General features: G+C 71.4%; 14 protein-coding genes and 1 other annotated feature. Of the genes, 9 read left to right on the forward strand and 5 right to left on the reverse strand.

All coding sequences use genetic code 11. From position 1 onward, the window contains the following. Nucleotides 1-337: 337 nt before the first annotated feature. The 7 genes from FYW95_RS12205 to FYW95_RS12230 all read left to right on the forward strand — a co-directional run bounded on the left by FYW95_RS12205 (nucleotide 338) and on the right by FYW95_RS12230 (nucleotide 6,115). Nucleotides 338-565, forward strand: coding sequence for a hypothetical protein (locus FYW95_RS12205; protein WP_201294827.1), 228 nt, complete (start codon nucleotides 338-340; stop codon nucleotides 563-565). Continuing rightward, nucleotides 565-1,539 (forward strand): aldehyde dehydrogenase family protein, encoded by a 975-nt coding sequence (locus tag FYW95_RS12210; RefSeq protein ID WP_201294828.1) that lies wholly within the window; start codon nucleotides 565-567, stop codon nucleotides 1,537-1,539. Before FYW95_RS12205 ends, FYW95_RS12210 begins: the two co-directional genes overlap by 1 nt. Nucleotides 1,540-1,953: 414 nt before the next feature. Beyond that, nucleotides 1,954-2,850 carry an RNA polymerase sigma-70 factor gene (locus tag FYW95_RS12215; RefSeq protein WP_159945090.1) on the forward strand — a complete coding sequence of 299 codons (897 nt, stop codon included), beginning with the start codon at nucleotides 1,954-1,956 and terminating at the stop codon, nucleotides 2,848-2,850. 118 nt (nucleotides 2,851-2,968) lie between these two features. Next, the gene (locus FYW95_RS27700) at nucleotides 2,969-3,217 is read left to right on the forward strand and encodes an OsmC family protein (RefSeq protein WP_201294829.1); all 249 of its coding nucleotides are present in this window, start codon (nucleotides 2,969-2,971) and stop codon (nucleotides 3,215-3,217) included. A 5-nt stretch (nucleotides 3,218-3,222) separates the two neighbouring features. Continuing rightward, nucleotides 3,223-3,447: an OsmC family protein gene (locus FYW95_RS28905; RefSeq protein WP_236568076.1), complete on the forward strand. Its 225-nt coding sequence runs from the start codon at nucleotides 3,223-3,225 to the stop codon at nucleotides 3,445-3,447. Between the two features lie 77 nt (nucleotides 3,448-3,524). Then, nucleotides 3,525-5,255, forward strand: a complete 1,731-nt coding sequence (locus FYW95_RS12225; RefSeq protein WP_159945089.1) for an L-aspartate oxidase — start codon at nucleotides 3,525-3,527, stop codon at nucleotides 5,253-5,255. A 113-nt stretch (nucleotides 5,256-5,368) separates the two neighbouring features. Beyond that, the gene (locus tag FYW95_RS12230) at nucleotides 5,369-6,115 is read left to right on the forward strand and encodes an SDR family oxidoreductase (protein WP_159945088.1); all 747 of its coding nucleotides are present in this window, start codon (nucleotides 5,369-5,371) and stop codon (nucleotides 6,113-6,115) included. A gap of 140 nt (nucleotides 6,116-6,255) precedes the next feature. Here the strand turns inward: FYW95_RS12230 and FYW95_RS12235 are convergent, their stop codons facing one another. The 3 genes from FYW95_RS12235 to FYW95_RS12245 form a co-directional block, all read right to left on the reverse strand. Further along, complete coding sequence (locus FYW95_RS12235) at nucleotides 6,256-7,587, reverse strand: NAD(P)/FAD-dependent oxidoreductase (protein ID WP_159945087.1); 1,332 nt, start codon at nucleotides 7,585-7,587, stop codon at nucleotides 6,256-6,258. Between the two features lie 436 nt (nucleotides 7,588-8,023). Continuing rightward, nucleotides 8,024-8,130 (forward strand) — a sequence feature (AL1L pseudoknot). 154 nt (nucleotides 8,131-8,284) lie between these two features. Then, complete coding sequence (locus FYW95_RS12240) at nucleotides 8,285-8,749, reverse strand: GNAT family N-acetyltransferase (RefSeq protein WP_159945086.1); 465 nt, start codon at nucleotides 8,747-8,749, stop codon at nucleotides 8,285-8,287. A 27-nt stretch (nucleotides 8,750-8,776) separates the two neighbouring features. Beyond that, a complete protein-coding gene (locus FYW95_RS12245) occupies nucleotides 8,777-9,781 on the reverse strand; it encodes a hypothetical protein (RefSeq protein WP_159945085.1) in 1,005 nt (334 codons plus the stop codon). A 113-nt stretch (nucleotides 9,782-9,894) separates the two neighbouring features. On the opposite strand from FYW95_RS12245, the gene FYW95_RS12250 reads away from it, so the two are divergent. Both FYW95_RS12250 and FYW95_RS12255 read left to right on the forward strand, forming a co-directional pair. Continuing rightward, nucleotides 9,895-10,527, forward strand: coding sequence for a MerR family transcriptional regulator (locus tag FYW95_RS12250; RefSeq protein WP_236568069.1), 633 nt, complete (start codon nucleotides 9,895-9,897; stop codon nucleotides 10,525-10,527). 63 nt (nucleotides 10,528-10,590) lie between these two features. Further along, entirely contained in the window at nucleotides 10,591-11,142 is a 552-nt protein-coding gene (locus tag FYW95_RS12255) for an RNA 2'-phosphotransferase (RefSeq protein ID WP_159945083.1), read from the forward strand. Between the two features lie 11 nt (nucleotides 11,143-11,153). Here FYW95_RS12255 and FYW95_RS12260 read toward each other — a convergent pair whose 3' ends face one another. Then, on the reverse strand, nucleotides 11,154-12,002 hold the full coding sequence (locus FYW95_RS12260; protein ID WP_159945082.1) for a class I SAM-dependent methyltransferase: 849 nt from the start codon (nucleotides 12,000-12,002) through the stop codon (nucleotides 11,154-11,156). Nucleotides 12,003-12,012: 10 nt separating this feature from the next. Further along, nucleotides 12,013-12,849, reverse strand: a complete 837-nt coding sequence (locus tag FYW95_RS12265; protein ID WP_159945081.1) for an SURF1 family cytochrome oxidase biogenesis protein — start codon at nucleotides 12,847-12,849, stop codon at nucleotides 12,013-12,015. Nucleotides 12,850-12,932 lie beyond the last annotated feature (83 nt).

Raw genomic sequence — 12,932 nt, forward strand, 5'->3', positions numbered from 1 at the left:
ATGGCAGGCCATCGCGTCCGGAGCCGGGGCGCGGTGTCACAGGAACCGAACGCGTGCCGTCCAGGTCCGATGAGCACGGTGGCATGGCAACGTCCGCCACCGACATCCGGCGGATCCACGCGCCCCTGACGGAAGAGATCCAGATGAGTCGTCGTCGCAGGTGCCGCCGGCCTGATCGGTTCCCGGACCGTCGCCGGGCTCTGGGACCACAGGGTGGAGGTCGTGCCGATCTCACACGGCGAAGGAGTCGACGTCGGCACCGGGAAAGGTATCGCCCCGGAGCTGCGGACGGCCGAGGTACTCGTGGACGTCACCGACGCCCCTCCCGAGACCAAACGTGCTCCTGTCGGTCGTCGACGCTGCCGCCGGGGAACGCGTCAAGGTGGGTGAGCGCGGCCAGGTGATCGTCAGTCACGTCAGCAAGTCCATGCTCATCCCCAACAACGCGGAACGCGACACGGCGGTCCGTGTGCGGCCGACCGGAGACCACGCAGGCGACGCCGTCGCGGACGTGGCGCCCGTGGCCGCGGTGAAAGGCGAGACCGTGATCGAGGGCGTGTACTGATGACGGTCGTGAAGGCCGACGGGCCGACGTACCTGGACGCGCTGGGCCCCAGCGGTCCTTGTCGGACGCTCGTACCGAGCAGCGCGACGGACGTGTCCGGTACCGAGGTGACGCGACTGAGCCTGGTACCGCCGGTCTACGTCGACCGGGCCCTGGCCGTGCTGCGCAAGGCCGGGGCCGTACCGACGGCCGGCATGGACGCCCTCTTGGAAGCGGCCGCCGAGGAGTTCGCCAACGGCACCATCGGCGGTCTGGGAGTACGCGAGTACGAGCACCTGGTGAGCCGCACCTCCGGCCCCCTGGCAGTGGTGCGCACCGCGACACGGGACACCGCGAGATTCGTCAGCCTGGCCCGTGCCTCGGCCGGCCGGGGCAGGCCGCGCGGGGCGGCGCGGGACCGTTGGGATCCGGCCCCCGGGTCCGGGCCTGCCGTATGGACCCGCCGGGGCGAGGTGTTCGCCGTCAATGCCTCCGGCAACCACCCCGGTGTCCACCGGTTGTGGCTGGAGGCACTGACGCTGGGCTACCGCGTCGCCGTACGTCCGTCCCGACGGGAGCCGTTCACTCCGCACCGCCTGGTCGGAGCCCTGCATCGGGCGGGCGTCCGGGAGGACCAGCTCGTGCTGCCGCCCACGGACCACCAGGCCGTCGGGGCGCTGATCCGCGGTGCGGACCGCGCGGTGGTGTACGGCGGAGACGACATGGTCGCCCGGTACGCGAACGATGCCCGCGTGCTGCCGCAGGGACCCGGCCGGACCAAGATCCTCGTCACCGCGGACACGGACTGGCAGGAGTACCTCGATATCATCGTCGGTTCCGTCGCAGACGAGGGCGGCACCGCGTGCGTCAACGCTACCGCCGTCCTCGTCGAGGGCGATCCGGCGCCGCTCGCCGAGGCCGTCGCGGACCGCCTGTCCCGGCCGCCCGGTCCGCCGCCCAGGACACCCGGGCGGTACTCCCGGTGTGCCCGCTGAACCGGGCCCGCGCCCTCGACTCCTATCTACGGAAGGTGGCGGCGGGGACCCGCGCCTGGCTCGGCGGTGACGGCACCGTAGACGACCTCGGGGACGGAAGTGCCCGCACGGGTCCGCCGCGGTGTGGTGGGCCATCGGAACACCTCCGGCTGGGGTGTCGTGGGCGGGGGGCGGCCCCACCGTGGGGCGTCCGCGTTGTGGAGTGCGGGCGTCTTGCCCGACACCGGGTACGCCTCCTGGTCCATGGCGGTTCTCGGTCCTGACCAGGTGCGCGACCGATCCGCGACGGCGGTTGTCGGAGAGTGGCCGGGTGACATGGTGTGCCAACGTGATGGCGGTGGAACGACCATCCGCCACAGCGTCCGTCCCCGGCCGCTTGTAGCATGGGGTGCACGAGGCCAGAAGGGATGACCCATGCACCCTGGCGCCCGACCCGGCACTCTGGACCAAGCGACGAGGGACTTCCTTTCGGCGCGCTCACGGCTTTTCGGCATCGCGTACCGAATCCTGGGCAGTGCGGTGGAGGCCGAAGACATCGTGCAGGAGACCTGGCTTCGATGGCAGAAGACCGACCGTGCGAAGGTCAATGAGCCGCTCGCCTTCCTGACCACGGTCGCCACGAGGCTGGCGATCAACCTGGCCCAGTCCGCGCGGGTACGCCGGGAGTCCTACGTCGGACCCTGGCTTCCGGAGCCCGTCGACACCGCGCAGGATCCGCAGTTGGGCGCGGAGCGGGCCGAAGCCCTGGAAATGGCGGTGCTGCTCCTACTGGAGAGGCTGAATCCCCTGGAGCGAACCGCCTACGTGCTCCGGGAGGCGTTCGACTACCCCTACGGACGGGTCGCCGAGATCCTGGAGATCACCGAGGCCAACGCCCGTCAACTCGTGAGCCGCGGGCGCAGGCGCCTGGCCGCCGAGCGCAAGGAGCGCGTCACTCCGGCGGCCCATCGGCGGCTGCTGGAGGTCTTCCTCTCCGCCGCGCGAACGGGCGACCTGTCGGCGCTGGAGGACGTGCTCACCGCCGATGTCGTCAGCTACTCGGACGGAAACGGAATCCGCGGCGCATCCAAGATCCCGGTCGTCGGGCGGGCCCATGTCTCGCGGTACCTCGTGGCCCTCGCTCCGCGTTTCTGGCTGCAGTCCGAGATCCGGTGGGTCGAGGCGAACGGCCGGTCGGCCGTGCTGGTCTCGTCCGGCGGGGAGGCGGTCGCCCTGCTGACCGCCGGCATCTCGGCGGACGGCATCGAGCAGATCATGTGGGTGATGAACCCGGACAAGCTGAAGCCGTTCGTGGCCTCACTGCGGGACTGACCGCGCCGCGGTCGGGGCTTCGAGGGACCGTCCGTCACATTTCCGGCTGCTCGGCGGTCATTCAGCGGTCCCGGACCTCTGCCGGGAACGCGCACTTCGACGACAACGGAGTCATGCCGTGACGGAGCGGATCCAGTTGTCCACCCTGCCGACCGAGAAGGACTACGACGGGGAGGAGTTCTCGCCCATCTACACGACCACCGTGACCGTCCACGGCGGTGTGGCCTCACATGAACGGGCCTCCGGCCGGGCCCGCTCGTCCGACGGCGCCCTCGACCTCGACCTGCGGATGCCCGCCGAGCTGGGCGGTGACGGCCGGGGAACCAACCCCGAGCAGCTCTTCGCGGCGGGTTTCGCGGCGCGCTGAGCCTGCTGGCACGTCAGGAGGGCCTCGATCCGGCGGCGATCTCGATCGAGGCGACCGTCGCCTTCGGGCGGGACCCGGAGGACGGCGGCTATCTGCTGCATGTCGATCTGGTGGTGCGGTGGCCCGGAGCCGCTGCCGAGACGGTCGACGACCTGATCGAGAAGGCCGACGCGTTGTGTCCGTACGCGCGCATGGCCTGGCGGGGAACGCCGACCACCATCACGTTGTGACACGTGTTCTGCCGCTGTCACAAACCGCCGCCTGACCCGGTCCTACTCAGTGACCACCCATTGCGACTGGAGCAATCGTGCCTATCACCGAACGACAAATTTCCACCACGGTGCTGGTGATCGGTACCGGAGGTTCCGGCCTTCGGGCCGCGATCGAACTGGCCGAGGCCGGTGTCGACGTCGTCTCCGTCGGCAAGCGCCCCAAAGGGGACACCCACACGTCCCTGGCCGCCGGGGGCATCAACGCGGCGCTGGCCACGATGGACCCCGAGGACTCCTGGCAGCAGCACGCCGCGGACACGCTCAAGGAGAGTTACCTCCTCGGCGACCCCCGTACGGCCGAGATCGTCACCCGGGGGGCGGCCCTGGGCATCGACGACCTGGAGCGTTACGGCATGGAATTCGCCCGCGAAGGGGACGGCCGTATCTCCCAGCGCTTCTTCGGCGCCCACACGTTCCGCCGCACCGCCTTCGCCGGTGACTACACCGGTCTGGAGATCCAGCGCGCCCTCGTCCGGCGTGCGAGTCAGCTCGACATACCCGTGCTCGATACCGTGTACATCACACGGCTGCTGGTCCACGAAGGTGCCGTCTTCGGGGCCTACGGCTTCGACCTGAACAACGGCACCGGCTACCTCGTCCACGCGGACGCGGTCATCCTCGCGGCCGGCGGGCACACGCGCATCTGGCGCCGTACCTCCTCCCGGCGGGACGAGAACACCGGCGACTCCTTCCGTCTGGCGGTCGAGGCCGGGGCCCGCCTGCGCGACCCCGAGCTGGTGCAGTTCCACCCGTCCGGGATCATCGAACCGGAGAACGCCGCTGGCACTCTGGTCAGCGAGGCCGCCCGCGGCGAGGGCGGCATCCTGCGCAACGCCCTCGGCGAGCGGTACATGAACCGCTACGACCCCGAGCGCATGGAACTGTCCACCCGCGACCGCGTGGCCCTCGCCTCCTACACCGAGATCAAGGAAGGCCGCGGCACCCCCAACGGCGGGGTCTGGCTGGACGTTTCCCATCTGCCCCGTCAGACGATCATGAACCGGCTGCCCCGGGTCTACCAGACACTCCTCGAACTGCAGATGCTCGACATCACCCGTGAACCCATCGAGGTCGCCCCCACGGCGCACTATTCGATGGGGGGCATCTGGGTCCGTCCCGAGGACCACGGCACCGACGTGCGCGGCCTGTACGCCATCGGCGAGGCGTCCAGCGGACTGCACGGCGCCAACCGGCTGGGAGGCAACAGCCTGATCGAACTCCTCGTCTACGGCCGTATCACCGGTCAGGCTGCCGCCGCCTACTCGGAGTCGCTCACCGCGCAGCCCCGGTCCGCGACCGCCGTGGCCCAGGCGCGCGCCGACGTCGAGGAACTGCTCGCCGCCGACGGACCCGAGAACGTCCGCGCGCTCCAGCGCGCGATCCGCAACACGATGACCGAGCACGCCGGCGTCGTCCGTAACGAAGAGGGCCTGCGCACCGGGCTGGCGGAACTGGACGCCATCGAGAAACGCATGCAGAACGTAGGGGTGCACCCCGACATCGCCGGCTTCCAGGACCTCGCCCACGCCTTCGACCTGAAGTCGGCCGCCCTCGCGGCCCGCGCCACTCTCGAAGCGGCGCTGGAACGCCGGGAGACCCGCGGGTGTCACAACCGCAGTGACTTCCCCGACATGGATCCCGCCCTCCGCGTGAACCTCGTCTGGTCCCCGACAACGGGAATCACCCGCGAGAGCATCCCAGCCATTCCGGACGAGATCGCGTCCCTCATGGCGGAAGTCTCCACCGACGGAAAGCTCGTCGAATAGCGGCCCTCCGGCCGAGAGGACCGCTTCACGCACAGCTCCCGTGTCACAGAAGACGTTCGTACTCGGTCTTCCCCAGTGTGAACGACACCGTACATCTCGAAAGGATCGTCACCATGAAGGTCGTAGTCATCGGCGGTACCGGACTGATCGGCTCGAAGCTGGTGGCCAAGCTCAATGAGCACGGGCACGATGCGGTACCGGCCGCCCCGAACACCGGCGTCAACACGATCACGGGCGAGGGGCTGGCCGAGGTCCTGACCGGTGCGTCGGCCGTGGTCGACGTGTCCAACTCGCCGTCCTTCGAGGACGACGCCGTGATGGAGTTCTTCCGGACCTCGACCACCAATCTCCTCAAGGCGGAGGCGGACGCGGGTGTGACCCACCACGTGGCGCTCTCCGTGGTCGGCACGGAGCGGCTGCAGGAAAGCGGCTACTTCCGCGCCAAGCAGGCGCAGGAGACCCTGATCAAGGAGTCCGGCATCCCGTACTCCATCGTTCACGCCACGCAGTTCTTCGAGTTCATGAAGGGCATCGCCGAGGCGGCGACCGAGGGTGACACCGTCCGGCTGGCCCCGGTCAAGATCCGTCCCGTCTCCTCCCACGACGTGGCCGCCGCGGTCGGCCGCACCGCGGTCGGTGGCCCCGTCAACGGGGTCGTGGAGATCGCCGGTCCCGACGAGTTCCAGCTCGACGAGCTGATCCGCAGGGGCCTGGCCGCCAAGAAGGACCCGCGCAAGGTCGTGACCGACGTGCACGCCCCGTACTTCGGTGCGGAGTTGAAGGAGACCACGCTGCTCCCCGGTCCGGACGCGAACATCGGCGCGACCCGGTTCGCCGACTGGCTCGCCCAGCAGAGCTGAGTCGGCGTGCGGCGGGCCCTCGAGGGCCCGCCGACAGACGGATGGGGCCTGCCGCACCGCGGCACGGCAGGTCCCTCTTCACCTCCGGCACAGACGGCAGAGTCCCGGCGGTCACCGGCGGTACCCGGCGGCGGACACGCTCAGTGTGACTCCTGCCGCCGAGGCTCACCGCTGGAGACGAAGGCGTCCCTCGGGTGCTGGACCGAGGCGAGAGAGACGATGTCGCGGCCGTAGAGGGCGGCGGTCGCCCACACGGCGAACACCCTCGCTTTGCGTTCCCAGCTCGGCACGGCCAGGACGTGGTAGCCGCGGTGCATCAGCCAGGCCGGAAAACCCTTGACGACCAGGCGTCGGTACTGGAAGATGCCACGGCCCAAGCCGAGCGTGGCCACCACCCCCAGGCTCTGGTGCACGTAGTTCCTGGTCGGCCAACCACGCAGGGACGCCAGGATGTTCTTCGCAAGGCGCTTGCCCTGACGCACCGCGTGCTGGGCGTTGGGCACCGTGCGGGCGTCCGGTCGGCCCGCAGCGAGATCGGGCACCGAGGCGTCGTCACCGGCCGCCCAGACGTCCGGCACGGCCTCGGTCTCCGTGCCCACCCGGAGATCCGCGCGCACCCTCAGCAGGCCGCGCTCGTCGACCGGGAGGTCGGTGTGATTATGCACGATCGGGTTGGAGGCGTTGCCCGCCGTCCACACGAGCAGACCCGAGTCGTACTCCGTTCCGTCGGACAGCACGACTCGTCCGCTCTCGGTGGAGAGAAGCCGAGTGTTCAGATGGACGCGCGCACCTCGCTTCTCCAGGGAGCGGACCACCCACTCACCGGGCCGGTCGGTGACCTCGGGCAGTATGCGGCCCCGCGCCTCGACCAGGTGGAAGGCGAGTTCCTCCGCCTTGATCTCCGGATAGTGCTTGAGCAGCGCGGACGCCAGGCCCAGCAGTTCGCCGAAGCCCTCCACCCCGGAGAAGCCGCCGCCGACGACGGTGACGGTGAGCAGCCTGCGCCGTTCCGGCCCGTCCGGCAGCGTCGCCGCGCGGTCGAACGACGTGAGCAGCCGGTCGCGGATCGCCACGGCCTCCTCGACGTGTTTGAGTCCGTACGCCTGCTCGCGCAGCCCCGGGATCGGGAAGGTGCGGGTGACGGCTCCCGCCGTCACCACCAGCGTGTCGTAATGCAGATCGAACTCCGGCCCGGATTGCGGCCGGATCGTCACGGTGTGCGCGGCGTTGCGGATCTCCGTCACCGCGCCCGCGATCAGACTGGTCCGGTGCAGATGCCGCCGGAGCGACACCGCGGCGTGACGCGCCTCCACCGACCCCGCGACCACCTCGGGCAGGAAGGGCTGATACGTCATGTAGGGGCGCGGGTCGACCACGGTGACCCGTGCCTCGTCGCGTCGCAGCTTCTTCTCAAGACCCCACGCGGTGTAGAAACCCGCATAGCCGCCGCCCACGATCAAGATCTCACGCATGGTGTCCTACCTTCTCGCTCGGGTCTGAACTGGCGTTCGTGAAATCGGTGAGCCCGGGGGCCCTGGGTATGGCCGTCCTCTGTTCTCCTCGACTTCGACTCTTAGACCGGTCATCGCCGTCCCGTGTGACAGAAGCGGCACCGGGCCGGGCCCATACGCGGTCGCCGGTGCCGCTTCTGTGTCTCGTTCCGGGTGTGATGGAGGCTCTCAAACCTGGGAAGGACGAGAGTCATGGCGGCACCGAGGAAGTACCCCGATGGGCTGCGCGGACGCGCCACCCGCATGGTGGTGGAAGCCCGACAGAACGCGGCCGCACGCCCCGGAGCGATCGCACGTGTCAGCGACCAACTGGGCATCAACCGCGAAACGCTGCGCAACCGGGTGGGCCGGGGTCGGCTCCGGCCACCGGCCCGGTACCACCACCGGCCAGGCCCGGCGCCTGGCCGAGCTCGAGGGCCCACACACCAGGTAGTGGCCTACGTCGACGTCCACCGACAGGAGTTCGGGGGCGAGCCGATCTGCAGGGTGCTGCACATCGCCCCGTCCACCTATTTACGCGGTCAAGAGCAGGGCCCCGTCGCTGCGCTCGCGCACCGATGAGGCCACCACCGCCCAGATCCGCACAGCGCCTCCTCCGCCTCCGGTAGCCGGATCGTACGCGGTGAGGGGGAGGGCGCCCCGGGAGGCGGGCCGCCCCTCACTCCGCCAGGGACAGCGTGAAGACCATCCGGTCCGCCCCCGGGCCCTCGTAGTCGGTGTGCGGGCCGGTCACCCTGAAACCCAGGGCGCGGTGGAAGGCGATCGACCGCTCGTTGGCCGGCGACGTGATCGCCCGGACCACGGTGCGCCCCTCGGCCCGGGCCGCCTCGGTGAAGCGGCGGTACAGGCGGCTGGCGAGTCCCGTCCTGCGCTGTGCCGGGGCGACCCCCGCGAAGTGGACGTACGCCTCCTCGGGCGCGGACGGCGAGTGGAAGCCGACGAGGAACCCCGCCAGTTCCCCGTCGGACTCCGCCACGAGACTGGTGGTGTGGAAGTGGTCCAGGAAGAGCCGGGGAAGGATGTGCGACACGGGGCGCTCCCACCAGGCGTCGCAGACCGCCACGATGCGCGCGTGGTCACCGGGGAGGGCGGCGCGGACGCGTACGTCGGTGGTGTCCTCCATGCCGTCTCCTTCCGGGCGGTGGGGCGGTCAGCCCGGGAGTGTAGCGCGTTCCGGGATGTCCGTCCCCCGGGGCCGCCCGCGCCGCGAGGCCCACCACAGCCCCAGGGCGGTGGCCGCCACCAGCGCACCGGCCACGACCAGGGTGAGGGCGTCGGGGCGCGCGACCGACTGGCCGCGCAGCGCCTGCCAGGTGGTCAGGGCCACCAGGCCGGAGTAGGAGGCGCCGACCACGGCGACCACCCGGAGCCGCAGGAGGTCCGAGGCCAGTCGCGGGTGCCGCCTCCGCAGGTACAGCAGGACCAGGGCGAGCAGGATCATCGCCTGGAGTCCGTGCAGACCGACGAAGTGCGGCACGCGCAGATCGCCCGCCACGCTGCTCCAGCCCACGAACGGCAGCCCGGGGCCGCCGTCGGGGAGGCCGACGGTGTGCGCGCCGAGGACGCCGGCCTCGCCGCCCTCCCCCAGGGTGGCCATCTGTTGCGCGGTGGGAAAGGTCATCAGGAAGGCCAGGGCCATCCCGACGAGGGAGATCGCGGTACCGATCCGGATGGCCCAGGTCGTGGCGCGGTCACCGAGGCGCTGGGCGAGCACGATGGCGCCGACACCGAGGTTGGCCGTCCACACCGTGACGATCATGACGGCCATGGCGTAGTAGACGGCCGTGTCGAACGGGGTCGTGTAGTTGAAGTGGCTCGGTTCGCCGCGGACCGCCTGGAGCACGATGGCGAGGAGCTCCCCGGCGACCATGGCGGCGGCGATGGTACCGAGCCACCAACCGGTACGCCGCCACCGGGTGAGCAGGGACAGCAGCCAGGCGAGCGTGACGTTGTAGACCGCGATGGACAGGGCGAACTTGGCGGGCTTGAGCCAGACCGGCTCCCCGGTCACGAGGCGGTCGTCCAGGGTGAGCCCGGCCAGGGAGAGGCCCAGGACGACGGCGCAGAGGAGGGTGACGGCCACGAGGGGTCGGTGCCAGTCCGGAACGGACCGCACGGGGATGCGGGGGTCGGGGCTCGGGCGGGGAACGGCCATGGCAGACCTCTTTATGGATACCTACACTATCTAATATGGATACTAGTAGTATCCAAAAGAGCGGTGTTCCGCAAGGGAGACGAAGGTCCGGAAGGGGGAACGGCCCCGTGCGCATGGCCGAGCTGAGTGAGCGCTCCGGGATCCCGGTACCGACGATCAAGTACTACCTGCGGGAGGGGGTGCTCCCGCGGGGCGAGCGCACCGGCCGCAGCCAGGCCAGATACGGCGTGGAGCACCTGCGGCGGCTGCGCCTGGTGCGGGCCCTGACCGACGTGGGCGGCCTTTCCATCGCCGCCGTCCGCGAGATCCTGGCCAGCGTGGACTCCCCCGAGCCGACCGCCCACGAACTCCTCGGGCGGACCCTCGAGGACGTCACGCCCCTCACGAGGCGGTTCGGTGACGCTGACGAGAGCGACGCGGAGCGCGCGGCGGAGCTGGTGGGGCGGCGGGCCTGGTGCGTCCCCAACGAGCAGCGCGCCCTCACCGACCTGGCCGAGGTGCTCTCCGCCTTCCGGCGCGTGGGACACCCCGTGGACGAGGCGATGCTCGACGGCTACGCCGCGGCGGTGGAGCGGATCGCCCGGGTGGACCTCGACTTCGTCGGGGGCGTCACGGAGACGGACGAGATCCTGGAGAGGGCCGTGGTGGGCACCGTTCTGGGAGACGCCCTCCTGGCCGTCCTGCGCAGGCTGGCGCAGACCGGCGAGTCCGCCCGCCGGTCCGGTGCCTCCGCCGACGGCCGCTGACCGGCACGGGTCTGGGCCGGAAACCGCTGGTGCGCCGGGGCGCGGGGCGGAATCATCGCACGCATGAACCAGAGGGAACTCGTACGCGCCTCCAAGTTCCTGGCGCGCGTGCTCCGCCACGACCCCGGGCGGGCGGGCCTCCGGCTCGACCCGCAGGGGTGGGTCGACGTGGACGACCTCCTGGCGGGCTGCCAGCGGGCCGGGGTGCGCCTGGACCGGGCCGCCCTGGAGGAGGTCGTCGCGGCCAACGACAAGAGGCGCTTCGCGCTCAGCCCGGACGGCGTCCGCGTCCGCGCCCAGCAGGGGCACTCCGTGCGGGTCGACCTGGCACTGGAGCCGCGCACGCCCCCGGACCTGCTCTACCACGGAACGGTGGGCCGCTTCCTGCCCGCCATCACCGCCGGGGGCCTGCGTCCGATGCGGCGCCACGACGTCCACCTGTCACCGGACCCCGGGACCGCCCGCGAGGTGGGCGCCCGCCGCGGGACGCCGGTGGTGCTCACCGTCGCCGCGGGACGCATGCACGGGGACGGCCACGTGTTCCGGGCGAGCGGGAACGGGGTGTGGCTGGTGGCGGCCGTACCCCCGGAGTACCTCGGGGGACCCGTCGCCTGAGCGGGCTCCGCTCAGCCGCCGTCCGCGGGCTCCGCGGGCCGGTCGGCCGAGAAGATCGCGGTGCCCGGGATCATCCGCCCGCGCACCGGACCCCAGCCGCCCCACACCCGGTCCAGGCCCTCGGGCCACTCGGGTTCGACCATGTCCCGCAGCACAAGACCGGCACGGGCGATCCCGCGCACCCAGTCGCCGACCGTGTGGTGGTGCTCGACGTAGACCGCGTTGCCGTCGTCGTCCTCCTCCACGTAGGCGCGGCGGTCGAAGTAGGACTGGCGCACGGTGAACCCGTGTTCGCCGGGGTCGTCCGGGAAGCTCCACCGGATCGGGTGCGTCACCGAGAACACCAGCCGCCCGCCCGGCCTCAGGACCCGCGCGGCCTCGGCCAGCGCCTCCTCGGCGGAGGGCACGAAGGGGAAGGCGCCGAAGGAGGAGAACACCGCGTCGAAGGAGGCGTCGAGGAAGGGCAGGTGCTGCGCGTCGGCCTGCACGGTGGGCAGCGCGTGCCCCGTCTCGGCGTCGAGGCGGCGCGAGTGCCGCAACTGGCGCGCGGACAGGTCGAAGCCCGCCACCTCGCGCACCCCCTGGGCGCGCAGCCAGCGGCCGCACTGACCCGCACCGCAGCCGACCTCCAGGATCCGGGAGCCGCGCAGCCGTTCGGGATCGCCCAGCAGCCGGGCCCGCGCCTCGGTCAGCCCCTCGGGGCACCACACGAACTCGGCGTCGCCGAGGAAGTCCCCGTGTTCGGCCTGGTAGGCGTCGGCCGCGCCGTCCCACCACAGGCGCCCGGCTCGGGCGCTCTCGCGGGCGTCCACCGCGCGGCGCTCCACGCGTCCGGGCGGCGGGTAACCGTCCTCGTCCATGGACGCCACCCTAGACGCCCTGACCGGTGTTCTCCGAGCGGTGCCCGGCCGGGACGTCCGCCCGGGGAGCGCCGCCGCCCTCCCCGGGAGGCTCCGCCGAGGCGGCCTCGCGGGCGTCCCCGATCTCGCGCCGCACCAGGAACACCCATCCGACGACGGCCACGACGGTGAACACCCACCACTGCACGGCGTAGGACAGGCTCATCCCCGAGTCCAGCTCGTGCAGCGCCACCCGCTCGGGTGCGGGGTCCGGGGCCGGGTCCTGCCGGGTGAGCTCCACGTACCCGCCGTAGACCGGGTAGGGCAGCTCCTCCGCGATCATGGGCACGTCCACCATCATGAGCTGCCCCTCGGGCAGGTCGTCGCGGTTCCTGAGCCCGGTGTTCTCCTCGGTCTCGGAGTAGTGCAGGCGTCCGGCGACCTCGACGGTGCCCTCGGGCGCGGGCGGCACCTCGGGCCGGTCGAGCGCGGTCTCACCGCGCTGGACCCAGCCCCGGTTGACGAGGACGGCCGGGCCCCCCTCGGTGACCAGCGGCGTCAGCACGTGGAAGCCCACGCCCTGGGACCCGTCGCGGTTGCGCAGCAGGATCTCGTGTTCGGTGTCCCAGGTCCCGGTGGCCTCCACGGTGCGCCAGCGGTCGGCGGGGTCGACATCCCGGCCGACGCCGGTCAGCTCGTCGACCGGCACGGGGTCGGCGGCGAGGTTGTCCTGCTGGAGCCGGACCGACGCGCTGCGCTGCTCCCAGCGGTCGAGCTGCCAGAAGCCCAGCCAGATGAAGCTGGGCACGATCACCAGCACCAGCGCGTGGAAGGCCAGCATGCGTCGTGAGAACAGGACTTTGAGCACGTCTTCGAGGTTATGAGACGTCTCAGGCCGCCCCGCACCGGCCCTCACCCGCCCGGGCCCGAACGCGGGCGGGGCCGCCGGCG

Origin of the sequence: Nocardiopsis sp. FR4 (assembly GCF_009830945.1) — a bacterium.
GTDB lineage: Bacteria > Actinomycetota > Actinomycetes > Streptosporangiales > Streptosporangiaceae > Nocardiopsis.